Here is a 25,454-nt window from a genome sequence, read left to right as displayed (position 1 = left end):
ACATTGTTAAGACGAATGAAAAAGCCAGACCCGCTCTGGCTTTTTTGTTGCTTGATTAACCGTAAAATTGCGCTTTTTACACGATATTTAGGTGTTCAGATGGAATTTTAGACATCTAGACACTTACCTTCCCTTATGGAAGGGTTCTACTGTATAATGCGCGCCTTATTTTTTATATTTGCCCAAAAAACGTTCTCATTGAGACGCATATTAATAATGGCGAATATTCGTTCTTTATTAAGCTTTATCTTTCAGTATTCGAGGTTATCTATGAACTTTTCAGCTAAAACAGTGGTCGTTATTGCCATTGGCGCGGCACTGTACGGCATTGGTGGTTTACCTATGTTTGGTGTCCCAGTGTTTGCGAACACGACATTGAAACCAGCGATGGCAGTTCTAGCACTGTTTTCTGTTTTGTTCGGCCCAATTGTTGGCTTCTTAGTTGGCTTTATCGGTCACTGGGTTACGGATCTATTCGCAGGCTGGGGTGTGTGGTTAACTTGGGTTTTAGGCTCAGGTATCGTAGGCATGGTTATCGGCTTATTCCCGATGTTGACCAAGAACCGCCTTCAGCAAGGTGAGTTTCCTATGAAGGACTTCGCGCTGTTTGTGGTACTTGCCCTTGCCGGTAATGTGGTTGGTTACGGCTGCTCTGCATTCCTAGATACCATCCTTTATGCAGAACCGTTTACTAAAGTCTTCACTCAACTCTCTATCATTGCTGCGGGTAACACCGTTCTGATCGCTGTTGTTGGCTTACTGATCCTAAAATCAGTCGCTAAACGCAACAAACAAAGCCGTAACCTGACTGAGGCATAAGCGATAATGACTATAGCATTTTCGAACTTCTCTTTTAGATATGAGTCGCTGGATAAACCGACGCTAAAAAATATCAATCTAAGGATAGAGAAAGGAGAGAAAATCGTCATTATTGGACCAAGCGGTAGTGGTAAATCTACCCTAGGTCAATGCCTTAACGGTCTGATTCCTCATGCTATCAAAGGTGAGGTGACTGGCTCTCTAGAGATCAACGGTAAGAACATTTCTGATTTTTCTATGCACGACTATACCGAGCAGGTTGGCACAGTATTACAAGATACTGATAGCCAATTTGTCGGTTTGAGTATTGGCGAAGACATCGCATTCGCACTGGAAAATCAGTTAGTGTCGAACATTGATATGTACCCTCTGGTTAAGTCGACAGCAAAAATGGTCGACTTAGCAGATATGCTTGATCGCTCGCCACATGATTTATCCGGCGGCCAGAAACAACGCGTGTCATTAGCGGGCATCTTAGTTGATGACGTTGACATCCTGTTGTTTGATGAACCTTTGGCTAGCCTTGACCCGAAAACGGGTAAAGCGACTATCGAAATCATCGACCAACTTCATAAAGAAACCAACAAGACTATAGTCATCATCGAGCATCGCCTTGAAGATGTACTACATCGCGATATCGATCGAGTGATCTTGATGGAGCGCGGTGAAATTGTCGCGGACATGACACCCGATGAAATCTTAGCTTCTGAACTGCTTGAAACACACGGTATTCGTGAACCACTTTATTTATCTGCTCTGAAGGCAGCGAAAGCACCTTTGACCAGTGAAGATAAGCTATCAAACCTCAAAGCTCTCGATTACAAAAGATTCCGCCCTGCGGTTCAGGCTTGGTTTGCAGAGCGCCCGACTCCAGTTGCTGAGAAGCAGTACCAACCTTTGCTTGAGGTCCACGGCCTGACTTACTCTTACGATGGTGAAAAGAACGCTCTCGAAGATGTCAGCTTTAAGATTGGTAAGGGTGAGTTCGTTTCAATCTTAGGCAAAAACGGTTCAGGCAAATCTACCATCACTAAACTCATCATGGGTGTGATCGATGCCGATTCAGGCTCTTCCTATCTAAATGGTGAAGACCTATCTGAGCTTTCTATCTTTGAAAGAAGCCAGAAAGTCGGTGTCGTGATGCAGAACCCAAATCATATGATCTCTCATCATATGATTTTTGATGAAGTTGCATTCGGTCTGCGTAATCGTGGGGTTGCAGAGCAGGAAATCAAAGAGAAGGTGGAAAACGTTCTTGAGCTGTGTGGCTTGAGCAAGTTCCGCCACTGGCCAATCGAAGCGCTAAGCTACGGTCAGAAAAAACGCGTAACGATCGCTTCTATCTTAGTATTGGAGCCAGAGCTTCTGATCTTGGATGAACCAACAGCGGGTCAAGATTACCGCAACTACACCTCAATGCTGGCGTTTATCCAAAAGCTTAACCGCGAGTTAGGTATCACCGTCGTGATCATTTCACACGACATGCACCTTGTTCTAGAGTACACCACACGCTCAATTGTCATTGCTGACAGCAAGCTGATTGCCAATGCCGCGATGACGGAAGTATTCAGTCAGCCATCGCTGTTAGAACGCGCAAATCTTTGTACCACCAGCATTTATGAACTCGCGACTATGATGAAAATCGACGACACCAATGCGTTTATGCAGTACTTCATCGACTACGAGAGAAGCGCTCAATGAACGCATCAAAAGTAAAATTCGGCATCAATTACATTGATACAAAATCACCGCTTCATGCACTTAACGGCATCACCAAATTTGCGCTCTTCTTAGCTTGGGTAACCGTGGTCTTAACTACGTTCGACCTAAGATTGATTACGCTGCTTATTGTGACTGGTTTATACCTGCTAAAGCTCACCAATGTGCCTGTACGCGTATATAAGCCTCTGTTATTGGGTACGGCGAGTGTATTGAGCCTAAATGCTTTGTTCATGTATCTGCTGGCTCCACAGCAAGGTACTGAGCTCATCGGCAGCAAAACCTTATTGCTGACATTGCCGGGTAACTACTCGTTGAGCCAAGAGACTCTGTTTTACTTGGTTACTGTGACGCTCAAATACATGAGCATGTTCCCGATAGCGTTGATTTTTGTCTTCACAACGCATCCGACTGAGTTTGCAGCTAGCCTCAACCGTATCGGTGTTCCTTACAAGATCGCCTATGCGGTCAGCTTAACACTGCGTTACTTGCCAGAAGTTAAGAAAGACTTCATCAATATCATGCATGCTCAACAGGCTCGTGGTGTAGAGCTCTCAAAGAAAGCGCCTCTAATTACTCGAATCAAAAATGTGGCTAAGGTTCTAGGCCCGCTCATTTTCTCTAGCTTGGACCGAGCAGACGAGATCTCTAACGCAATGACGTTACGAGGTTTTGGCCGACACAAAGCTCGCACTTGGTATAGCTATGCACCTTTGAAACGTATCGACTTTGTTTGTTTAGGTGTCATCGCTTTTATCGTGGTGTTAGCCATTGCGAAACGCATTCTAGAGCCGCAGTTATTTTGGTATCCGTTCTAGTCATCTGAATTAGCATAGATAAACAAAGACTTTAAATAACACACCGCTCAATAGGGCGGTGTTTTTGTTTATGCCAAAATCTGATTGATAATTGAACCAATGACACAATACTGACTATATTTAACGATAAATTGACCAGTTATTTACCCTTGGAGTTTGAGATTTAATTCATAAGCTCTTAATATACTCGTTTACAGAATGTTACAATCAGTAGAGATTTGTAATGGCTCGAATTACTCAAGTACAGAAACTAGAAAATCAAAAGCACTACGATGAGATCGTACTAAACCTTTTTCTGGCTGAAGGACATGAAGCACTAACTTATGCAAGGATTGCTCAAGAAATTGGCATTAGTTTGACGACGCTTCAGGGCTATTATCCATCGACCCGCGCTATCCGATCAGCGTTACACCAACACATGCTATCAATTGTTATAGATAATCTAGAGTTCTCATCGGAAGAAGTATTCATTCAATCTTGGCAAAACGCTCTAGATAATGATCAATTTCGATTCGTGATCAAATTGATGTTTTTCCATGCCTCCCAGGTCAAGAGCCCTGAACAGTTTAACATCAGTTCAGATGGTCAATTCCGCGAGATAATGTTTAATAGCTTTGGGCTTGACACCGTTCGAATCCTTGAGACTGTCGTAGGACGTTCAATGTTCTATCTCACAAACTTCAAGCAGCATTAAACCAAGCACTAGAAATACAAAAATGGGAGCCTTTCGGCTCCCATTTTCTTTTTAGTTATCGCTTACTTCAACTTATAGACCTAATTTAGCTTGTAAAAAACGGTCGATAACGGTGGTAAACGCAGCTCAATCGATGTGTCTAGCCCTTCGCTCTCTACAGATTCAATCTCAGCAGTCTGCTTCACTTCAAAGCCACTGCCTGCATAATCCGCAGAGTCTGTATTCAATAACAAAGAGTACTGACCTTGTGCTGGAACACCTAAGCGGAAGTGCTCATGAGGAACGGGGGTAAAGTTAGAAACCACCAATACACGCTCGCCTGATTCACTGATACGCTCATGAGCTAAGATGCTCGCTTCAGCAGAGTCCTGTAGACGCCATTCAAAGCCTTTCGGATCAAAATCAAGATCGTGCATTGCAGCTTCAGAGCGGTACAGATTGTTCAGGTCTTTCGTTAAACGCTGAACACCTTGATGACGCTCGTAATCCAGCAAAAACCATTGCAGCTGGTCGTCATGGTTCCATTCAGCCGTCTGACCAAATTCTGCACCCATGAAGTTCAGCTTCTTACCTGGTTGCGCATACATGTAACCCATATAAGCACGTAGGTTTGCCGTTTGCTGCCATTCATCACCAGGCATCTTGTTGTGGATAGAACCTTTACCGTAAACCACCTCATCGTGAGACAGAGACAATACATAATTCTCACTGTGTGCGTAAACCAGTGGGAAGGTAATCGTATCGTGGTGATATTTACGGTTGATTGGGTCTTCTTGAATGTAAGACAAGCTGTCGTGCATCCAACCCATGTTCCACTTAAAGCCAAAGCCTAAGCCGCCCATAAAAGTCGGTGCTGAAACACCAGGGAAAGCCGTTGATTCTTCAGCAATCGTCATCGCATTCGGAAAGTGTTTATACACTTCTTCGTTCATCCACTTAAGGGTTGCGATAGCGTCGTAGTTTTCGTTGCCGCCATCCGCATTCGGGATCCATTGGTCATGGCTACGCGAATAGTCGAGGTACAACATCGAAGCAACCGCATCAACACGGATGCCATCGATATGGAATTGTTCGAACCAGTAAAGAGCGTTTGCTACCAAGAAACGACGAACATGCTCTTTGCCTAAATCGTAAATGTACGAGTTCCAGTCTTGATGCCAACCACGACGTGGATCTGGATCATGGAACAATGGCGTACCATCGAAGTTTGCTAGGCCGTGATCATCACTTGGGAAGTGAGCAGGAACCCAGTCCAGAACAACGCCAAGACCCGCTTGGTGACATTGATCGACGAAGTATTTGAAATCATCTGGAGAGCCAAAACGGCTAGTCGGTGCAAAAAGACCAACAGGCTGATAGCCCCAAGAACCGTAGAATGGATGTTCTGAAACTGGCATTAGTTCAACGTGCGTGTAGCCAAGATCCGTTAGGTATGGGATCAGCTCTGCCGCAAGCTCGCGATAATTTAAGAATTCACCTTCAGCGTTACGCTTCCAAGAACCTGCATGCAATTCATAGAACGAAAGCGCTTCTTTGCGCTTTTGCGTTACCGGGCGATTTTGCCATTGAGTATCTTGCCACTGGTAACGAGCGTGATCGTAAGTTACAGATGAGAACGATGGGTATTGCTCAGAGTAGAAACCCCATGGGTCAGCTTTGTGTGGTAAGCCTTCGCCATTTGGTCCTTTTAATTCAAACTTGTATTGAGCGCCTTCTTCCAGTTCAGGAATGAATAAGCCCCACATACCGTAATCTAGGCGTTGCATTGGGTGGCGGCGACCATCCCAAGCGTTGAAGTTACCCACCAAGCTTACCGCAGTTGCATGCGGTGCGTACACCAAGAAACGCGTACCTGAAATCGTCTGTCCATCACGCTCTAGCGTAATAAACTGAGCCCCCATGTGATGATACATATCTTTCGGTGTATGAAGATCTTCATAACTCGCGTACAGATCGTGGTACTGGTAAGGATCATCGATGATCTGTTCTACGCCAGCCCAATCAACCGCAAGCTTATAGTGAGTAAAACGTAAGTCTCTCTCTTGCTTAAGAATGAAACCACTTTCACCCTCTCGCGCTAACTCAATACGAGGTTCCTTTCCAACAATCAACTCGACTTTATCTGCCCCAGGAATCCACACACGTAATGCACCTTGCTCAGAAGGTAGGTATGGCCCTAAAAACGCGAATGGGTCTGTGAAACAAGCCTGTGATAGTTGGGTATATATTTGTTTTTGCTTTGAAATCGAACTTAGTTCCAAAACGTTTCTCCCTAACCAAACATCCAAAAAACATAATACAAAAATGCCCGCTATTAGTGCGGGCAATATAACGACGGTTTATTCTACCAGATGAGCATTCATTATTGAGTGACCGAGGTTGTAGTTTCGTACGGCGTAAGCAAAAAACCACCTAATTTCAAGTCACTCACGTCATTACTTACCGGCTTTTTCTCGAACGTCAGTCAGCTTAGAAGCGATACGATTAACGCCTTCGTGAGCAAATATTTCGTCCAAGTTCATTGATAGTTTACGACGCCAGTTAGGGTATTCATCAACCGTGCCAGGAATGTTTACTGGCTTGTCCATCTCTAGCCAATCTTCTAGCTGAACGCTCAGTAGTGTTGAACCACCAGCCGCTACGTGCAGTTGAAGTGCCTCAGCAAGGTAAGAGTCCATCGGTACTTGGCTCGCATCGCGGCCCACACCTTCTGGTAGGAAACCATGCCATGCTACTGAATCTAAGATTCCTTGCTTGCACTCTAGGCGGTCATCGAACAAGGTTTCTAATTGTTCTGCATCTGGGTATAAGCCAATCTCTTGGCCCATTTTCAGGTCATCACAGTGCCAGAAGCCACGAAGCGTTGGCATATCGTGAGTACACAGTGCCGCCATCGATTGTGATGCGTAGTGTTTTGGTGAGATGAAACCACCGTCATCTTCTGATGTTTCGAAGAAGAACACTTTGTAAGAGTGCACGCCAGCATCTGCAAGGATGTCGACAATCTCATCCGGTACCGTTCCTAAATCTTCACCGATAACGCTACATTGGTAACGGTGAGATTCAAGCGCCAGAATAGACAGCATATCTTGTACTGGGTAGTAGATGTACGCGCCCTTAGTTGCGTTCTCACCCTTTGGAATCCACCACAAGCGCAGTAGACCTAAAACGTGGTCGATACGCAGTGCACCACAGTGCTTCATGTTCGCACGAAGTAGCTTGATGTAAGCGTCGTAGCTTGTTTCTTGAAGCACTTCTGGGTTTAACGGAGGTAGACCCCAGTTCTGACCCAAAGGACCAAGAATATCAGGTGGAGCACCAATGCTCGCATCCATCACTAGGTTGCCTTCGTCAGCCCAAGTCTCGCTGCCTGAATCTGCAACACCTACCGCTAAGTCACGGTACAGGCCAACAGCCATGCCCTTCTCTTCTGCAAGAGACTGTGCATCGTTGATCTGGCAATCTGCTAGCCATTGCAGGTACATGTACAGATGAACGTTTTCTAAGTTCTCTTTGATGTATTTCTGTGTTGCTGGGCTGTCGAATGTACGGTACTTCTCAGGGAATACCGGCCATCCCCACATGCCAGAATCTTCTGCATGCAGTTCACTATGTAGAGCATCAAACGCCGCTTGATGCATCAGGCTATCGCCACCCTCTTCTACGAAGGCTAAGAACGCTTGTGCACGGTCGCTGTTTTTGTCTAGATGACGAGTCTTAAATTCTGCGAATAGCAGAGGCAAGATGCTCATCTTAAGCTCAGACACTTCGGTGTAGTTTACCCAGTGTGCTTCACGCGCTTTTTGTAGACGCTGTTGGAACTCTGCGCTGCCGACTGTTTGTTGTGCTTCTGCACTTAGTGCAAATTCAGGAACTGAACTCACATCAATGTATAAGATGTTCAACCAGCGACGAGAAGATGGGCTATATGGGCTCGCACCTTCAGGGTTCGCAGGGAACAATGAGTGAATTGGGTTTAGACCAACGAAGTCACCACCACGAGAAGCGATATCCGCAACAAGCTGTTTTAGGTCTCCGAAATCACCAATACCCCAGTTATGCTGAGTTCTTAGGGTATAAAGTTGAACACTGGGTCCCCAAAGCTTTTTGCCTTGCTCGATTGGTGACTGCTTGAAACACGCTTTTGGCGTAATAATCAGTGTCATCTCGTAAGGCTTCTTACGGCGCTTACGGCTCACAATGAGCTTGTGATAACCCCATGCCAAATCACTTGGCAATGCAAACACTAAAGGGCCACCCTCGGCACGCTCGTCACGAATGACTTGAGATTGAAGATAGCCTTCAAGTACCTCTCCTTGCTCGGTTTCTAAGCGCCAGCTGAACTCACTTTCACGAGCACTTACACCTAGATTAAGCGCCACTTCTACTGGCTCACCGTCACGCAAGACAAGAACTGGGTCTAGTACATCTTTTTTGTGTTTTCTTTCTGCTGACTTAAGCAGTGCATCATCGCTGCTTGTATCGTAGCCCAACGAAGCCAATAGAGACGTGATCGTCTCGTCTGATACTTGTGCTTCATCGCCCCACGCACTAACGTAACTGTCGGCAATGTTTGCCATTTCTGCGACTTGTTTTAATACGGTCTGTTCTTTCATCGCTCTCTCCGAAAACGTTCTGACGCTTTCTATTTTGTAGGGTTGTTAATTTAATTTTTACTAATCAATTAGCTTGTGACAATCGGTTTGTAAGCAGCTTGTTTATAAACGAAACCTTTAAGCCTTTCGTTTGCTCACAAGCTAATTGAGCCAAGGCAGAAACTGCCTTGGCTACTTTGGAAGTATTAACGGTTAACCGCTTCAAGTTTCCAGATGTTGTTCACGTAGTCGCGGATAGAGCGGTCTGATGTGAACTTACCAACCAATGCTGTGTTAAGAATTGCTTTCTTAGCCCAACCTGCTTGGTCTTTGTATTGCGTGCCCATGTCTTCGTGCGCTTTCACGTAAGATGCGAAGTCAGCAAGACATAGGTAAGGGTCACCACCGTCTAGCAGGCTATCAAACGTTGCACGTAGAAGGCCTGGTTGACCTGGAGTGAACTCATCGCCAGTCAGTAGGTCTAGAGATGCTTTCAGTAGTGGGTCTGCATTGTAGTAGTCGTATGGGTTGTAGCCTTGAGCTTTCAGAGCTTGAACACCATCAACGTCTAGGCCGAAGATGTAGATGTTTTCATCACCCACTTCTTCACGAATCTCAACGTTTGCACCATCCATCGTACCGATAGTTAGCGCGCCGTTTAGAGCCATCTTCATGTTGCCCGTACCAGATGCTTCTTTACCCGCTAGTGAGATTTGCTGAGAAACGTCTGCTGCAGGGATGATGATTTCAGCCATGCTTACACGGTAGTCAGGAATGAATACCACTTTCAGTTTGTTACCGATGCGAGGGTCGTTGTTGATCTTCTCTGCAATCTTGTTAACCGCGAAGATGATCTCTTTCGCTAGGTGGTAACCCGGTGCTGCTTTCGCTGCGAAGAAACATACGCGTGGCTCACACTCGAAACCAGGTTCGTTAAGAATACGGTGGTACAGAGATAGAATGTGTAGCAAATCTAGGTGCTGACGCTTGTATTCGTGAAGACGTTTGATTTGAACGTCAAAGATAGCGTTAGTATCTAGCTCGATACCCATGTTCTCTTGAACCCAATCAGCTAGGCGCTGTTTGTTTTCTTTCTTAACAGCCATGAATTCTTTTTGGAATTTCGCGTCTGTTGCAAACTTAGCGATGCCTTCTAGCTGCTCAAGTTTTGCTGGCCATTCAGTGCCGATCTTACCCGTGATTAGCGCAGATAGACCTGGGTTACAGAACTTCAACCAACGACGTGGCGTGATGCCGTTCGTTACGTTAGTCAGTTTACCTGGGAAGATTTCGTTGAATTCAGGGAACAAGTCTTTCTTAACCAGTTGAGAGTGAAGCGCAGCTACACCGTTTACTTTGTAAGAACCAATCACACATAGGTTTGCCATGCGAACCATACGGTGGAAACCCTCTTGGATGATAGAAAGCTTCGCTTGCTTCTCACCATCACCAGGCCACATCTTGCGAACTTCTTGCATGAAGCGGTGGTTGATTTCAAAGATGATTTCCATGTGACGTGGAAGAAGACGATTGATTAAAGATTCAGACCAAGTCTCTAGCGCTTCTGGAAGTAGTGTGTGGTTCGTGTAAGCGAACGTGTGAGCACTGATTTCCCATGCTTGATCCCAAGATAGACCTTTCTCGTCAATCAGGATGCGCATTAGCTCAGGAATCGCGATCGTTGGGTGTGTATCGTTCAGCTGAATCGTTTCTTGCTTAGGCAGATCTTCTAGAGAGAAACCTGCTGCTTCGTGGCGACGTAGAATATCGCGAACCGATGCTGCTGAATGGAAGTACTGCTGCATTAGACGCAGTGTCTTACCTTTCTCGTGGTTATCGTTCGGGTAAAGAACCTTAGTGATGTTACCTGCATCGATTAGCGAGTGTTGCGCTTCGAAGTAATCACCGTTGTTGAAGCTTGCTAGTGAGAATGGTGCAATTGCCTGACATTCCCAAAGGCGCAGTGGGTAAACCGTGCTTGACTCGTAACCTACGATTGGTAGATCCCAAGGCATTGCTTTTACTTCCATACCTGGAACCCAAGTACGTACTTCTTTACCGTCGATGAATTCAACGTCTACATGACCGTAAAAACCAATGTGTTGTGCTAGTTCTGGACGAGCTACTTCCCATGGGTAACCTTCAACACCACGCCATGCGTCAGGTGCTTCTTGCTGACGACCGTCTTGGAAAGACTGTTTGAATAGACCGTATTCGTAGTGAAGACCGTAGCCTACTGTTGGGTATTCTTGAGCGGCACAAGAATCCATAAAACAAGCGGCTAGACGACCAAGACCACCATTACCTAGTGATGGGTCGCGCTCTTCTTCTAGAAGATCAGTTAGGTTTTGACCTAGCTCTTCCATTGCATGAGTGATCTGTTCATACAGACCCATGCTGATCAGGTTATTACCGGTTAAACGACCAATCAAAAACTCTAGTGATAGGTAGTTAACGCTCTTAGCGTTCTTAATTTTTTCATCATTTTCAGTTTCTAGCAGGTCAAAAGTCGTTAGCTCTGCAAGAGCACGACCCATTGCTAGATACCATGAACGGCTGTCTGCTGTTTCAACGGTTGTTGCGTAGGTTGCAGATAAATGTTTCTTAACACTCTCTTGGAATGACACTTTATCGAAAGTTTTTTGCTGAGTTGGTTTCATTTCAGAAATCTCGCTTTTAATAGTTCTAATTCATCTGTGACATATCGTGCATGGTCACCATAAACTAAACATCCTCCCGCTAATGCAACTGACTAGGAGTAGATGGGAGGGCGTAGGGGGCGTACCGACTTAGGGTTAGTGATCTGACTCTCATGTTCTGACTGAGAACAAAAACTTGGAGTGACTAAGATCACAAGCTCCCGTTCGATAACTTAACTTCAATTGATGTGACTTTTATTTAACCAGATTAAAGTCATTGTCAAATCTGATACTCAGATCACGAAAATAATTTCCAACTCTCATCTTTTGCATAGATTCCCGTGTAGGGATGAACGAAGTCACATTCACAAACCAACCCGCAACGTGAGCAAAGTCTCAAATAAAGGGCGTAGACACCCAAAAACATGCAGGAGTGCAAGGTTTCTGAGGAGGATCGTAGTCGGTAACGTTTGGCTTCACGTAATATGAGTAAAGACTTAAGTAATTAGGCTCATGTCATTGGAGTGCACTCAACGATAGATTGGGATATTCCAGAACATAGCCACGGAATAGGTGTAAAACTTCGATATGTGGATCCCTTCGAAACTGACTCGTCCCGGCCGCTTACATAATGCAATCCTACGACCTAGGGTTCTCGATCTGCTTCACAATGCAGATTGCTATAAGCTTGTGTTGTTCCGCTCTCCAGCGGGCTACGGCAAAACCACCATGGCTGCACAATGGTTGGTAGATAAACCTAATGTGGGTTGGTACAGCATTGATGATAGCGACAATGATGCCTTCCGCTTTATCAACTACCTACTTCAATCACTTAATAAAGCGACTCAAAATGCCTGTCCGAATGCCCAAAAACTGGCAGAAAAGCGACAGTTTTCATCGCTGCATTCTTTATTAAGTGAAGTATTTGCCGAGATGTCGGAATTCCATCACGAGTGCTTTCTGGTGTTGGATGACTATCACTTGGTCAACAATGACGACATCCACGAAGCCATGCGCTTCTTCCTCAAACACATGCCCGATAACCTAACGTTGGTTGTCACCAGTCGTGGTACGCCACCACTTGGTACAGCAAACCTGCGCGTTCGTGACTTAATGATCGAATTAGGTAATGACTCGTTGGCGTTTGATACCGAAGAAACCACACGCTTTTTCAACCAACGCGTAGCCGACGGCATTGATGACACCACGGCAGATAGCATTTGTAGTTATGTAGAAGGTTGGCCTTCTGCACTACAACTTATCGCGCTACAAGCACAACACCAAAAACGCACTCTTGCACAGTCCGCAGAGTCATTCTCTCACTTTAACCACGCCCATCTTTGGGACTACTTGGTTGAAGAAGTATTCGACCTGCTAGAGAAAGAAACCCGACAGTTCTTGATGCAATGTTCTGTGCTTGATCACTTCAACGATGAGCTTGTGTGTGCACTTACACAGCGTGAAGATGCGTTAGGTATGATCGAATCACTCAACCGTTTTGGTTTGTTCATCTACCCGCTTGAAGGTGAAAAGAACTGGTATCGCTTCCATAACTTGTTTGGTGAATTCCTCGCACATGAGCGCCAAGCTCGAATTCCTCAGCAAGAAGCAGAACTGCATCGAAGTGCTGCAAAAGCGTGGATCAAGCAAAACACACCGCACCAAGCACTACGTCACGCACAGCGCGCTGAAGATCCAGAACTGATCATTCAAATCCTGACTGAACACGGTTGGCCGATGTTCAACCAAGGTGAACTTTCATCTTTAGAGATGGCGATCAAGCAACTGACCACCGATCAACTTTACAGTGAGCCAAAGCTTTCGATGTTGCGTGCTTGGCTTGCACAAAGTCAGCACCGTTATGACCAAGTGGGTACTTTGTTGGAAGAGGCTGAGACTCAATATCAAGCTCGAAACATTGAACTCGATACTCAGCAGCAAGGCCAATACAACGCCTTACGCGCACAAGTTGCCATCAACAGCAATGAGCCTGAGAAAGCATTGGAATTGGCTGAGCTTTCGTTGAGTCAGTTGAACACCACCGTTTATCGTAGCCGCATTGTCGCAACCTCGGTTGTGGGCGAAGTGAATCACGTAATGGGTAACCTAAGCCGTGCGCTACCGATGATGCAACAAACAGAAAAACTGGCACGTCAGTATCAGGTTTACCATCAGGCCCTGTGGGCGATTCTGCAACAAAGCGAAATCTTGATTGCTCAAGGTTATGTTCAAGCTGCATTTGAGCTACAAGACAGTGCATTCAAATTGATTGAAGAACATCAGCTGCAATACGTACCTCTGCACGAATTCTTGCTGCGTGTTCGCGCTCAGATCTTCTGGTGTTGGAACCGACTAGATGAAGCGGAAGAGTGTTGCTACAAAGGCTTAGATATCCTTGGTCACCACTCTCCGAGTAAACACCTGCACAGCTATTCTATGTTGGCTCGTATTTCATTGAGCCGTGGTGAGATTGATAAAGCGTCGAAATTTATCGACCAGATTCAGCACCTATTGCGTCAATCGACTTACCACGTAGATTGGACGGCAAATGCTTCTCTTTCTTTGATTCTGTTCTGGCAAGTAAAAGGCGATAAAGAAGCTATCCGTGATTGGCTGAGTGTGGCTGTTCGACCTGAATCGGCAAGTAGCCACTTCTGCCAACTTCAGTGGCGAAACATCGTTCGTGCTCACATCATCCTTGAGCAGTATGAAGACGCAGAAGAAGCGCTGACTTTCCTTAAGAGTGAAGCCCAGCGTTCGCACCTGATTACAGACACCAACCGCAACTTGATCGTTGAAGCCGTGTTACGTACACAAATTAACGATGAAGACAGCGCACGAATACTACTCGAAGAAGCGCTTCATATGACTAACCAAACCGGTATGGTCGGTAACTTCTTGGTAGACGGTGGGACTATCGGGCATATCTTGGATAAGTTGAGCAACAAGCCAGGCTTAGGTGATTTAGAACGTCACCGCGCACAACAAATCATGAAAGATATTTCCGCGACCCAACGCAGCCGCTCGGTTCACTTCGATGAAGACTTTGTTGAGAACTTGGTTAATCACCCGAACATTCCTGAGCTTGTGCGTACTAGCCCACTCACCCAGCGTGAATGGCAAGTACTTGGTCTGATCTACTCAGGATTCAGTAATGAGCAGATCGCTCAAGAACTCGATGTAGCGGGTACCACAATCAAGACTCACATCCGTAACCTTTACCAAAAGCTCAACATTGCTAACCGTAAAGAAGCAATCAGCACAGCGGAGAACTTGCTGCAGTTGATGGGGTACTAAAACGGATTCGAGATTCGAGATTGATTCGAGAAAACATAAGCTAGTCACCGATGGTGGCTGGCTTTTTTTTCATCTGAAGTTTAGAACCTAAAAATGTAGGAATGGGAAAAGTAAAAAGACGATCACCAAACGACAGGCAAAAAAATAGCCAACCGCAATAATCGCGATTGGCTCTATATATTTGTGAACAAATCATAAGTTCACTAACAACGTCAGTTGGCTAGGTGACCCTCGGCTTAAGAAGGGTCAATGTATATAATGCAGTTAGCGTGCCAACTTTTATTCGACGTTTTATAAGCCCTGCACCGCATAAAAACCATGAATTTGTCATGCGAATTGCAAAGTGCATTTGCATATTGCAACCAAGATGCAATATCGATAAGGGATCAGTTTCATCTCTGCTCTTAATGACAAATCACTAAGTGGTTGTTATCTAAATGTTAGGCAAATATTCACTTCAACTTATTGCCTTACAATTAATAGAGTAATAAAAGCCCTTCCCCAAAAGCATATTCATACTTTTTTTACACTAAAGTTTGTATACTGCACAAAATCATCCTCAACTCTATGAAGCAATGAACTACTTAAGTACTTTTTTCAAAGGCATGGCAATGGGCGCAGCAGACGTTGTACCTGGCGTGTCGGGCGGAACCATCGCATTCATCACTGGTATCTACGATACGCTGCTAGAAAGCATTCGCAGAATTAACCCTAGCGTACTTGGCTTATGGAAACTCGAAGGCTTCAAAGCCGCGTTTAATCACATCAATGGTTTCTTCCTAATTTCACTGTTCGCGGGCGTATTCACGAGCATTGCGACATTCGCAAAATTGATTTCTTGGTTATTAGTCACCCACCCTGTTCCACTGTGGTCTTTCTTCTTCGGCCTGATCTTGGTCTCGGTTTTCCATATTCTTAAGCAAGTAGAGAAACGCGATATGATTCGCTTCGTGTTTTTGCTGCTTGGCGTTGCTTTCGCTTATAGCATTACCGTGCTTAAACCGCTGCAAATGGAACCAACCAGCATCAACGTATTGATTGCGGGTGCGATTGCTATCTGCGCGATGATTTTACCCGGTATTTCAGGCAGCTTTATTCTGCTCCTGATTGGCATGTATGGCCCCGTGCTTGGCGCCGTTAAATCATTTCAAGTCGATGTACTTGCGCTATTCCTTGCGGGCTGTGTGATCGGACTGCTGACTTTCTCACATGTACTGTCTTGGCTATTGCGTTCATTCCGCGACTTCACATTGGTATTCTTAACCGGTTTGATGATCGGTACGCTGCCTAAGATCTGGCCTTGGAAAGAGACCATCAGCTGGCGCACAAACTCAAAAGGTGAACAAGTTCCTCTGATTCAAGAAAACCTATCACCATTTGATTTTGAAGCGGTAACCTCTCAGCCTTCTCAGTTGGTCATGGCGATTGTGATGATGTTTGCTGCGATTGCATTGGTTTTAGGCCTGGAGAAGTTTGCAGAGCGTAATGCTGACTAATCATTCAGCCAGCTTCTGGAAAGCGTTTAGAACGGATAATGCTTAGAAATACTAAGCTCACATATCTATTAAACAGACAAAAGCGAAGCCAATGGCTTCGCTTTTTTAGTTCTACCATACGCACAAAATTGCTTTTTGATACAAGCACGTATTGAGGGGTGTGATAACATCGCCGCTCTTATAAAATTAAATGAGAACACGACATGCACTCTGCATTAAAGGTTGCTGCTGTTGGGATCGCTCTCGTGGCAGGCTTTTATGGGCCGCAAGCAATTCAGCAATTTAAATCTGCGATGGAGCACTCAACTGCCGACGTCAGCTTGGATGATTACTGCATGCTTTCAACCACATCGTGTGAGCAGGAATCCATTTCAATGTCGCTTGACCGAGAAACCGCGCAACCTCTTCTACCCACAAAGATAAAGGTAGTTTGGGAAGGTGCTGCATCTGAGACACTGGTGTTATCGCTCACAGGTTTAGAAATGGAAATGGGATCAGCGCGTTTTCAATTAAAGAGCATTGGCAACAATACCTATGAAGGTGATGTGATTTTACCTGTATGTACTTTAGATAAAATGACATGGATCGGTGAACTCACTGATGGTGTCGATACTGTAAACCCTGCAATAAGGATGGCAAGATGAGTAGAAATTGGTCGTTAGCATTGGTTGTCGCTTTTGTACTTGGCTTTGGTGTCAAAAGCTATCTTGATGGGCAAAACGAAGTTCAAGAACAACACGCTGCAAAACAAGAGTTCTCCGCAACGACTCTTTTCGGCAAAGACAACCAACCAACGGAAATCTTTGACCAAACCGATGACAGAATTCGTATCGTTTACTTCGGTTTCACACGCTGCCCAGATGTGTGCCCCACTTCTTTGGCTATGTTGGCCGGAGCACTTAACCAAGTCTCTGATGAAGCAAAAGCCAAGATTCGCCCGATGTTTGTCTCTCTCGACCCTGAGCGTGATGCAGCAGAGGCCTCATACGAATACGCACAATACTTCCACCCAATGATGGAAGGATTAAGTGGTCCTTTGGATGTGACAACCACGCTTGCACACAACTACGGTGTTATTTTCAGAAAGACCAAGCTGGAAGGTTCAGAGTTGGAATACACCCTTGACCACAGCTCATATTTTTATTTTTTAAAGCCCGACGGTGCCTTGATTACCAAAGTGCCGCATACGTTAACGCCAGCGCCGATTGTTGAGGCCATCAACCAATTGACGCAGTAAAACGTAAAAATAAAGAACTTAACCAATAAAGTTCGAACAAAAAAGTCAGGTCCCAGACCAAAACATAAAAATTAAGGACAACAACATGAAGTTAAAAGCACTTGCTCTAGCAGGCTTATTGCTCACTCCCCTTGCTCACGCTAATAGCGACATTATGGTTCATGACGCGTACGCTCGTGCAACACCGCCTTCAGCAGTGAACAGCGCGGTATTCACGACTCTGATGAACCACAGCGATAAAGATCGCGCTATTGTTTCTGCGACAACGCCAGCAGCAGGAAAGGTAGAACTTCATGATGTTATCGTTGACGGCGACGTAATGAAGATGCGCCAAGTTCAACAAATCACAATCCCTGCAAATGGTGAAGCGGTACTAAAGCCAGGTAGCCTACACATCATGTTGTTCGACCTAAAAGATGGTCTAAAAGAAGGTGAGCAGATCGAAATGACTCTGACTTTCGCTAACGGTGAAACGCAAACCTTTGACGCGCCGGTTAAGAAAGTAATGAGCGGCATGAAAAAGATGAATCACGATCATCACTAATCGGATTCATAATCAATGAAATAAATTAAGCCACGATGACTTCTCGCCATCGTGGCTTTTTGTTAAACTGAGCGCGCTTTTTATTCAAAGCCTGAACACATCAATAAACCAAGGAGAATAGAAGATGATTGTAATGAACACACTAAAACTGGCAGTAAAAGTAACGCGTTAATTTGTTTGGTTAATCAAACTTAAACACCGATCTACCAACTTATCGTCACCCGTGACGACAGCACACTTTTACCCGGTTTACTGTTGATCATAAGTGATCAATACCTGCATGCCCAACAACGCATGACTAAATCCGGGGTCCTATCTATTTGAATTCGACCCAAGCACAAAACATTTTTGACGTCTCGACGCTTTTTGATATGACTAACGCTTTTCGATCTCATCAACAACCTGAGATCTTACAAGACGTTAATGCTCTCATAAGAAAAGAAAGCTCGCACGTCTGGGTAAATAGACATGAATTCACAAAACGCATTTTCTCATCCAATGTCACTTCAACAACTTGGATGGCAACCTGTATTCCAACAACAACTGACACTCGAAGACTATGACCACTCCGTCATTGCTCGTATCGTCGCACATCACCGTAGTGGCTATACATTAGCGTCAGAGCAAGGTGAAATTGTTCTACCCATCCACCAAAACCAACCGGCAATGACCGTTGGCGACTGGGTGATTTTGAACTCTGATCTGCAATTCGACCGCTTACTAGACCGTCAATCGCTCTTCCGCCGTAAAGCTGCTGGCAGTCGCGTAGCTGAACAATATATTTCAGCCAATATCGACACGGTTTTTATCGTGGTTTCGTTAAATAACGACTTTAACCTAAGCCGCATCGAGCGTTATCTCGCTCTCGCTAATGAAGCGCAAGTTGAAGCCGTTATCGTACTCACCAAGAAAGACTTGTGTGACGACTACCAAGACAAAGTACAGCAAGTACAAAGCCTAGACCCAATGCTGATGATCGAAGCCGTTAATAGCCTAGACCAAGACTCTACTCAAGTATTGTCGCCTTGGTGTAAAACGGGCAAAACGGTGGCTTTGATGGGGTCGTCTGGTGTTGGGAAATCTACGCTGGTCAACTCGCTGCTTGGGGAGACTCAGCAGGCCACGGGTAGCATTCGTGAAGACGACAGTAAAGGTCGTCATACAACCACATCACGATCACTCCACTTGCTCGCATCAGGTGGCTTGCTTCTCGACACTCCAGGAATGCGAGAGCTACAACTTGCAGACTGCGCTGAAGGCGTGAGTGAAACTTTTTCAGACGTCGAAGAGTTAGCAATGCACTGCCGCTTCTCTGATTGCAGCCATGAGTCAGAACCAGGATGCACAATACGCAAGGCCATTGAAAGCGGTGAGCTTTCTGAAAGACGATTCTCTAACTATGAGAAGTTACTCAGAGAGCAAGCAAGGAATGGAGCCTCATTGGCAGAGCAGAGAGCGAACAGTAAACAGCTTTCTAAAATGTACAAAACCGTGCAGTCAGAGAGCCGTAATATCAAGAAATCGTCTAAATAGCCGATTATTGGATTAGGTTTACAACACGTAAATAAGCCCCATGTCCCTATCGCGTATTAGCTCATTAATTCCTGAGCTCTTTAATGCATTGGGCTGGGGCTTTTTTGTATCAGCGAGGCTTCTTTGTATTAACAGGTCTTCTTTATATCAACAGGAACCCAATGGGATCATTTCTGCACACAATGATCTTGCTAATCGACTCTGACGGCACCAGAACCAGAACATTGACCCGAATGAGTATTATCATGCAGATTTATATCTCAACAAAAGCACAAAAATTTAACATTTAGCTCTAAAAACACCACGCAGCGCAAACAATCACCCTAAAAGTAAACTATTCCTAGACACCTTCTTAGATCCCGCTAATATGACCGCCCATTCCACTAGTGTATAGTTGGATTTGGTACAACTTTATAAAAAATACATCACTATAATAAATTAACAATTGCAGGTATTTTATGCAAAATCACAACATGCTCGCCCGCATCGCTCGTGGAAATCTCGTTCTACAGATCCTTGCTGGTATTGTTTTCGGTGTCGTTCTCGCCATGGTTTCTCCTTCAGCAGCTCAAGATGCAGGCCTATTAGGTAGTCTGTTTGTTGGTGCTCTGAAAGCTGTTGCCCCAATTTTAGTATTCATTCTTGTTGCAGCTTCTATCGCAAACCAAAAGAAAGGTCAGCATACTCATATGCGTCCAATCATTGTGCTTTACCTGATTGGTACGTTCTCTGCAGCACTGACTGCTGTAGTACTGAGCTTCATGTTCCCAACCACTTTGACACTGGTTGCTGGCGCTGAAGGTGCTAACCCTCCTCAAGGTATTGCAGAAGTTCTTCATACGCTTCTATTCAAGCTTGTAGATAACCCAGTTAGCGCACTAATGAACGCGAACTACATCGGTATTCTTGCTTGGGCAATCGGCCTTGGTCTTGCACTGCACCACGCATCTGCAACAACCAAAGCGGTTTTCGAAGACCTTAGCCACAGTGTTTCACACATTGTTCGCTTCATTATTCGTCTTGCGCCATTCGGTATCTTCGGCCTTGTTTCGACTACATTCGCAACAACGGGCTTCGATGCATTAGCAAGCTACGGTCAACTGCTAGCGGTTCTACTAAGCTCAATGCTGATCATTGCTCTTGTCGTTAACCCACTGCTTGTCTTTGTAAAGACAAAACAGAATCCATACCCACTTGTACTGCAATGTATTCGTGAATCTGGTGTAACAGCATTCTTCACTCGTTCAAGCGCTGCAAACATCCCAGTGAACATGAACCTTTGTAAGAAGCTAGAGCTAGATGAAGATACTTACTCTGTATCAATCCCTCTAGGCGCAACCATCAACATGGCAGGTGCTGCAATCACCATCACTGTGTTAACGCTTGCAGCTGTACACACAATGGGTATTGAGATTGATATCTTCACTGCGATTCTACTAAGCCTTGTTGCTGCAATTTCAGCATGTGGTGCATCAGGTGTTGCCGGTGGCTCACTGCTACTGATTCCTCTAGCTTGTGGCCTATTCGGTATCTCAAACGATGTAGCGATGCAGGTTGTAGCGGTTGGTTTCATCATTGGTGTGATTCAAGATTCGGCTGAAACAGCACTTAACAGCTCAACTGACGTAGTGTTCACTGCGGCTGTATGTAAAGCTGAGCAAAACAAAGCTTAACAGCTCTTGGTATTAGGCTTTAGCTCTAAGCTCTAAGCTCTAAGCTCTAAGCTCTAAGCTCTAAGCTCTAAAAGCAAATAGCACACAAATAAAAAGGGAAGCATTCGCTTCCCTTTTTTGTTGTCTTGGTTTTCTAGATTACGGTTAGAAGCTATATAGATTTATAGATTTATAGCTTTATAGCTTCACAGCTTCAGTCATTCTTGTCTAACTCATCAAAGCTAACCAACACGTTTTAGTGGTTGCTTTTCCAGCTTGGATCCAAGGCTGCCTGACTGAAATCTAGAGGGTCACTATTTGGGGTCGCTTGTCTCTCTGTTGATGCTTGCTCGGAATTAGGTTGTTGGCTGTAATCAACATTCGTATCTTGAGCACTCGCCGTTTGAGTATCTAGATGGCTGGTCTCTACACTTAATGGCTCAGCCTCTTCATCAGACGCTTCTTTCACTTTCTTTGGAATCGGTATATTGCGTTTGTAAAGCTTGTTGAGCGCCTTAATGATTGAGTGCTTAGTGATTGCTTCTTGTGTCAGCTTAGTCATTATCGGTTTAGTCAGAGCCTGTAAGCCTACGACAGCATCCACACCAAGTTCCCCGCCCACTTTATCTCTCTGCTGCTTAGCTTCTGAGTAGCCAAAATGAGCAGATAGGAATAGCCAGATATAAGCAATTGCATTACCGTGTTCACCATGGTCGATCCACGCTTCACCCGCTCTAAACATTGCCTCTGCACTGTTCTTTTCTGCTGCTGTCTCAAACCAGTACACAGCCTCACCATGGTTCGGCTCTACGCCAACACCATTTAAGTAACTCATACCCAGTTTGATCTTGCCGTCTAGGTTGTTTTTCTCTGCCGCTTTGCGATACCAATCAACAGAGCTTTCTGCAGAGTAGTCTGGGTTTTCTTTATCGAGACACCAGTCACCGATAAACAGCATCGCTTCGGTATTACCACCAGCCGCAGACTCTTCAATATAGGTATAACCCTTAGGGATGTTCTTATCGGTTCCACGACCAAAGACGAGCGCTTTACCCATCTCAAATTTCGCCGACATATCGTTATCTAAGGCAGAGATCGCAAGCTGCCAAAAGTTGGCTTGTTCTCTCAAGATCAGATCTTCTTTGCGCTTCATACTTAAGCGAACAATGCCGTACATGCCGTTGACGTTATCCAAATGCGCCGCTTTATCGTACCAATATAACGCTTCCTTGATATTGTTACGTTCAGCCTCTTTCGCTAAATATAGAATCGACGGGACATGCCCTGTTTCTGCTTTAAAGTGGCGCTCTTTTTGCTCTTGGATACGTGCCTTTTCAATCGCCTTTCGGTAAGCGACAGCTCGCGCTTTACGTTCTTGTTCCAAGCGCTGCTTTCTTAGTGATAAAGAAATCAGCCACACAGCAACAAGTATTAACGAAAGAGCGGTCGCACCAATTGCGATTCCCATTGTACTCATAAAATATTTAACCTAACTCGGCAGATACAAGACTCGACGTTGAGAGTGTGTTCTACCCATAGTGAATGTTATGTTTCGAATTACAGGGAAAAGTGCAGTTACTGGCACGTTCCGCCTTAAAATGAACTTAGTTCAGTATCTCAGGATTACATTGCGATAAGAAGCCTAGGAGGTTCAATCCGTATGCAGTCCATAGACGATGTGATCTTGCTTCAATATAGATAAATTATGAAGGCTGCCTTTCATCAGGAAAGTCCTAAAGCTTAGTGACGAAATTGATGTTTTTCCCATCAACAATTTCGTGCAACTGCCGTACAACTCTCTTACAGGAATAGCTCTATACCTAGGTCAATTGACCGTATATGTAAGCCAACTCGGCAACCGTCTTCGCTGAGAATTTCTTCATCAAGCTTGCTCGGTGTACTTCCACTGTTCTCATGGCAATGCACAATTCATCGGCTATTTTCTGGTTACGCTTACCGTCGATAATTTGTTTGAGGATGTCTATCTCACGCTCGGTTAACGACGCGTACGCTTGGCGATACACATTCATGTGTAAGTGCTTTTCTGAAGCGTCCAAACCTTGCTTGATCGCCTCAGCTAACTCATTGCCTTTAACTGGCTTTTGAAAGAAATTCACCGCGCCGGCTTGTAAGGCTTCAACCGCCATTGGCACATCACCGTGCCCCGTCAGGTAAATCACCGACAGTGGGCTCTGCGCTTTTACCATCAACTCATGAACTTGCTGCCCTCTCATCTCTGGCATTCGGCTGTCTAAAACCACACAACCCGGCGCACTCAAGTCCACTGAGTCTAAAAAACTGGGGCCATCTTCAAAAGCTGACACAGTGAAATCATGCTCTTCTAATAAGAACACCAACGAATCGCGCATCGACTCATCGTCATCAACCACATAGACAGGAAGCCTTTGATGAAGTTCAGACATAACAAGATTCCTTATGAATCATTTGAAAGAGAGAAAGGCAGTGTCACCGCAACATGACATCCATGTGGGGTGAGTGACGTGATCGTCATTTGACCACTGTGATCTTCAATAACATCTTGGCAAATCGCGAGCCCAAGCCCCAAGCCATTTTCTTTGCTGCTCACAAAGGCTTGAGTCACTTCTTGTTCAGTGAAATCTAAGCCCGTTCCGTTATCGATAATCGACAACATTATTTTATCCGGTTGATACTCGGTAATCACTTTAATTGTCGATGGTTCGTTGTTTTTGTTACCAATATCAGACGTAGCGCTTTGTTCGCGATGCATCTGAGCATTACACGCATCAGTCGCATTGTTGATCAAATTTACAACCACCTGCTGCAATCCGACGAGGTCAACATGTAGCGTGATAGGTTTACCCACGACATAACGTTCAATGGTTATCTTGTGTTTCTGTAATCGAAATTGCAGTAGCTCGATGGTATCTGTAAGAAGCACTTCTATATCAGTTTGAGATTTATCTGATGAGCGTTTTTTGATCATGTTTCTTAAGCGCTGGATGATCGCATCAGCACGGTCCACTTGCGACTGGATCTTCTCAAATACAGGCTCTATGTCAGTCAGCGGTTTGTTCTTCGAAATCCGCAGTAAACCACCTTCGCTATAATTCCGAATAGCTGCCAAAGGCTGATTAATCTCGTGTGCCAAGCTACTTCCCAGTTCACCAACTACCGCGATTCGTTGTGAGTGCTCTAGCTGTTCACTCTTACTTTTCAGCTTATAAATCGTCGCTTCTAGTTGCTTTTTGCTGCGACTGAATTTGTATTCTAGCCAGAAGTGGTAAGCATTCAGAGACACGACAAGAATAAAGAACGCCCATGCCCACTGTTGATTGTACTTGAGCCAAATTAACGCTTCTTTCCACCAAGGTTGTTGCAGTGGATGCATGTCGAGTTGTTGATATAGCTTGTCGATCGCCAGCAAGCTTGTCGGTGACGTCCAACCCGATGCATTCGCTGCAATGGCCGGTGCGCTGCTCTTAGGCATCGCAAATAATACCTGACTCATCTGTTTGGCCAGTGCCGAAGAAGCCCGCTCTGTTTTGGCGAACGACCAGTTGGGGTACAACGGCGTAGACACTTGGCATCGGAATCCTTCTGGCGCTTGATTCTCGATAATTCGATATTGCCCCGCCACCAGCAAACCTTCACTGATCATGTTCTCAACTAAACAGCTTGGTACGACAGCCGCTTCAATGTGCCCTTCACGTAGTTGATACAAGCTGGCGTCGATCGGGAAACCTAAAAATTGGGTGTTAGAGAAAAAGTGGTTGGGATTAAGCCCTTGTTGCATCACTTGGTAACGCATAGTGAGGTAACCACCAAAAGCATTTTCAGATACTGCCGCAATCGGCTTACCGCTGAGTTGTTCGAGAGAGATATAAGGCGACATTCTTCTCACCACTAAGGCGGAACCAATGCTGCGTGTATTACTGGTGCCATGAGCTTCAAAGTTATGACTGGTCATGGTTGCCATCCAAGAAAGCGCATACTGGCGTCCTAATCGAACCGCCTGGCCGGGATTGGTGACAACAAAATCGACCGTGACATCTTTCACCGCTTCCGCCATCTCTTCCAAATTAAAAGGCTTGAGAACAAAGTGCTTACCCGGAATGCGCTCCGACAACCAATCCATTGTCGGCTGCCAACGCTGTTGAGCGGAAAGCTTACCTCGAGTCGCCAACACGCCAACCTCTATGATTTGCTCAGACTCAACAGTGCTTGTCGTTGCAATCTCTTGCTCCGATTGAGCGGCTAAACAGATTCCTGCAGTTAGACTCAACCAACAAAGGCTAACGATTGATATTAGGTTTCGGACTGTCACTAAAATCTCTTTCTCCACACTGATGGCATGTTCACACTCGAATAACGCATTGACGACACGTTAAATAGAGCCTTTAAACAAAGCATAACAGCTAGATTGGTAAAA

The 25,454-nt window shown here is 45.1% G+C and carries 17 protein-coding genes; 11 read left to right on the top strand and 6 right to left on the bottom strand.

The annotated features are described in order from the left end of the window. The first annotated feature begins 270 nt into the window (after positions 1–270). The 4 genes from AB4263_RS17915 (at position 271) to AB4263_RS17900 (ending at position 4,050) form a co-directional block, all read left to right on the top strand. Positions 271–819, top strand: coding sequence for an ECF-type riboflavin transporter substrate-binding protein (locus tag AB4263_RS17915; protein ID WP_372098645.1), 549 nt, complete (start codon positions 271–273; stop codon positions 817–819). Positions 820–825: 6 nt separating this feature from the next. Then, positions 826–2,520 (top strand): ABC transporter ATP-binding protein, encoded by a 1,695-nt coding sequence (locus AB4263_RS17910; RefSeq protein WP_017064242.1) that lies wholly within the window; start codon positions 826–828, stop codon positions 2,518–2,520. Then, positions 2,517–3,356, top strand: coding sequence for an energy-coupling factor transporter transmembrane protein EcfT (locus AB4263_RS17905; protein ID WP_372098644.1), 840 nt, complete (start codon positions 2,517–2,519; stop codon positions 3,354–3,356). Before AB4263_RS17910 ends, AB4263_RS17905 begins: the two co-directional genes overlap by 4 nt. A gap of 223 nt (positions 3,357–3,579) precedes the next feature. Further along, positions 3,580–4,050 (top strand): TetR/AcrR family transcriptional regulator, encoded by a 471-nt coding sequence (locus AB4263_RS17900; RefSeq protein ID WP_372098643.1) that lies wholly within the window; start codon positions 3,580–3,582, stop codon positions 4,048–4,050. Between the two features lie 80 nt (positions 4,051–4,130). On the opposite strand, the gene glgB is transcribed toward AB4263_RS17900, so the two are convergent. The 3 genes from glgB to AB4263_RS17885 form a co-directional block, all read right to left on the bottom strand. Next, a complete protein-coding gene (gene glgB / locus AB4263_RS17895) occupies positions 4,131–6,311 on the bottom strand; it encodes a 1,4-alpha-glucan branching protein GlgB (RefSeq protein ID WP_372098642.1) in 2,181 nt (726 codons plus the stop codon). A 174-nt stretch (positions 6,312–6,485) separates the two neighbouring features. Further along, complete coding sequence (gene malQ, locus AB4263_RS17890) at positions 6,486–8,666, bottom strand: 4-alpha-glucanotransferase (RefSeq protein WP_372098641.1); 2,181 nt, start codon at positions 8,664–8,666, stop codon at positions 6,486–6,488. 185 nt (positions 8,667–8,851) lie between these two features. Further along, positions 8,852–11,305, bottom strand: coding sequence for a glycogen/starch/alpha-glucan phosphorylase (locus tag AB4263_RS17885; RefSeq protein ID WP_172378664.1), 2,454 nt, complete (start codon positions 11,303–11,305; stop codon positions 8,852–8,854). A 567-nt stretch (positions 11,306–11,872) separates the two neighbouring features. Here AB4263_RS17885 and malT point away from each other — a divergent pair. The 7 genes from malT (at position 11,873) to sstT (ending at position 21,064) form a co-directional block, all read left to right on the top strand. Next, positions 11,873–14,581, top strand: a complete 2,709-nt coding sequence (gene malT / locus AB4263_RS17880) for an HTH-type transcriptional regulator MalT (protein ID WP_372098640.1) — start codon at positions 11,873–11,875, stop codon at positions 14,579–14,581. Between the two features lie 575 nt (positions 14,582–15,156). After that, positions 15,157–16,077: a DUF368 domain-containing protein gene (locus tag AB4263_RS17875; protein WP_017068934.1), complete on the top strand. Its 921-nt coding sequence runs from the start codon at positions 15,157–15,159 to the stop codon at positions 16,075–16,077. A gap of 203 nt (positions 16,078–16,280) precedes the next feature. Further along, positions 16,281–16,721: a hypothetical protein gene (locus AB4263_RS17870; protein WP_017061864.1), complete on the top strand. Its 441-nt coding sequence runs from the start codon at positions 16,281–16,283 to the stop codon at positions 16,719–16,721. After that, positions 16,718–17,314 carry an SCO family protein gene (locus AB4263_RS17865; RefSeq protein WP_372098639.1) on the top strand — a complete coding sequence of 199 codons (597 nt, stop codon included), beginning with the start codon at positions 16,718–16,720 and terminating at the stop codon, positions 17,312–17,314. Before AB4263_RS17870 ends, AB4263_RS17865 begins: the two co-directional genes overlap by 4 nt. A gap of 85 nt (positions 17,315–17,399) precedes the next feature. After that, a complete protein-coding gene (locus AB4263_RS17860) occupies positions 17,400–17,858 on the top strand; it encodes a copper chaperone PCu(A)C (protein WP_065583786.1) in 459 nt (152 codons plus the stop codon). A gap of 468 nt (positions 17,859–18,326) precedes the next feature. Further along, on the top strand, positions 18,327–19,391 hold the full coding sequence (gene rsgA / locus AB4263_RS17855; RefSeq protein WP_372098638.1) for a ribosome small subunit-dependent GTPase A: 1,065 nt from the start codon (positions 18,327–18,329) through the stop codon (positions 19,389–19,391). 458 nt (positions 19,392–19,849) lie between these two features. Next, positions 19,850–21,064 carry a serine/threonine transporter SstT gene (gene sstT / locus AB4263_RS17850; protein WP_004732110.1) on the top strand — a complete coding sequence of 405 codons (1,215 nt, stop codon included), beginning with the start codon at positions 19,850–19,852 and terminating at the stop codon, positions 21,062–21,064. 235 nt (positions 21,065–21,299) lie between these two features. On the opposite strand, the gene AB4263_RS17845 is transcribed toward sstT, so the two are convergent. The 3 genes from AB4263_RS17845 to AB4263_RS17835 form a co-directional block, all read right to left on the bottom strand. Continuing rightward, positions 21,300–22,511, bottom strand: coding sequence for a tetratricopeptide repeat protein (locus tag AB4263_RS17845; protein WP_372098649.1), 1,212 nt, complete (start codon positions 22,509–22,511; stop codon positions 21,300–21,302). 352 nt (positions 22,512–22,863) lie between these two features. Then, positions 22,864–23,466, bottom strand: a complete 603-nt coding sequence (locus tag AB4263_RS17840; RefSeq protein WP_048609831.1) for a response regulator transcription factor — start codon at positions 23,464–23,466, stop codon at positions 22,864–22,866. Positions 23,467–23,477: 11 nt separating this feature from the next. After that, a complete protein-coding gene (locus AB4263_RS17835) occupies positions 23,478–25,349 on the bottom strand; it encodes a PhnD/SsuA/transferrin family substrate-binding protein (RefSeq protein WP_372098637.1) in 1,872 nt (623 codons plus the stop codon). Positions 25,350–25,454 lie beyond the last annotated feature (105 nt).

The organism is Vibrio sp. 10N.261.55.C5, assembly GCF_041470505.1.
GTDB classification, from domain to species: Bacteria; Pseudomonadota; Gammaproteobacteria; order Enterobacterales; family Vibrionaceae; genus Vibrio; species Vibrio crassostreae_C.
The sequence above is the reverse complement of the archived record's forward strand: the minus strand, read 5'-3'. Positions and strand labels throughout refer to the sequence as shown.

Bases quoted from the DNA above. Each gene is read 5' to 3' on its own strand.
- AB4263_RS17915 (WP_372098645.1), top strand. From the start codon at position 271: ATGAACTTTTCAGCTAAAACAGTGGTCGTTATTGCCATTGGCGCGGCA.
- AB4263_RS17910 (WP_017064242.1), top strand. From the start codon at position 826: ATGACTATAGCATTTTCGAACTTCTCTTTTAGATATGAGTCGCTGGAT.
- AB4263_RS17905 (WP_372098644.1), top strand. From the start codon at position 2,517: ATGAACGCATCAAAAGTAAAATTCGGCATCAATTACATTGATACAAAA.
- AB4263_RS17900 (WP_372098643.1), top strand. From the start codon at position 3,580: ATGGCTCGAATTACTCAAGTACAGAAACTAGAAAATCAAAAGCACTAC.
- malQ (WP_372098641.1), bottom strand. From the start codon at position 8,666: ATGAAAGAACAGACCGTATTAAAACAAGTCGCAGAAATGGCAAACATT.
- AB4263_RS17885 (WP_172378664.1), bottom strand. From the start codon at position 11,305: ATGAAACCAACTCAGCAAAAAACTTTCGATAAAGTGTCATTCCAAGAG.
- malT (WP_372098640.1), top strand. From the start codon at position 11,873: ATGTGGATCCCTTCGAAACTGACTCGTCCCGGCCGCTTACATAATGCA.
- AB4263_RS17875 (WP_017068934.1), top strand. From the start codon at position 15,157: ATGAACTACTTAAGTACTTTTTTCAAAGGCATGGCAATGGGCGCAGCA.
- AB4263_RS17870 (WP_017061864.1), top strand. From the start codon at position 16,281: ATGCACTCTGCATTAAAGGTTGCTGCTGTTGGGATCGCTCTCGTGGCA.
- AB4263_RS17865 (WP_372098639.1), top strand. From the start codon at position 16,718: ATGAGTAGAAATTGGTCGTTAGCATTGGTTGTCGCTTTTGTACTTGGC.
- AB4263_RS17860 (WP_065583786.1), top strand. From the start codon at position 17,400: ATGAAGTTAAAAGCACTTGCTCTAGCAGGCTTATTGCTCACTCCCCTT.
- rsgA (WP_372098638.1), top strand. From the start codon at position 18,327: ATGAATTCACAAAACGCATTTTCTCATCCAATGTCACTTCAACAACTT.
- sstT (WP_004732110.1), top strand. From the start codon at position 19,850: ATGCAAAATCACAACATGCTCGCCCGCATCGCTCGTGGAAATCTCGTT.
- AB4263_RS17845 (WP_372098649.1), bottom strand. From the start codon at position 22,511: ATGGGAATCGCAATTGGTGCGACCGCTCTTTCGTTAATACTTGTTGCT.
- AB4263_RS17840 (WP_048609831.1), bottom strand. From the start codon at position 23,466: ATGTCTGAACTTCATCAAAGGCTTCCTGTCTATGTGGTTGATGACGAT.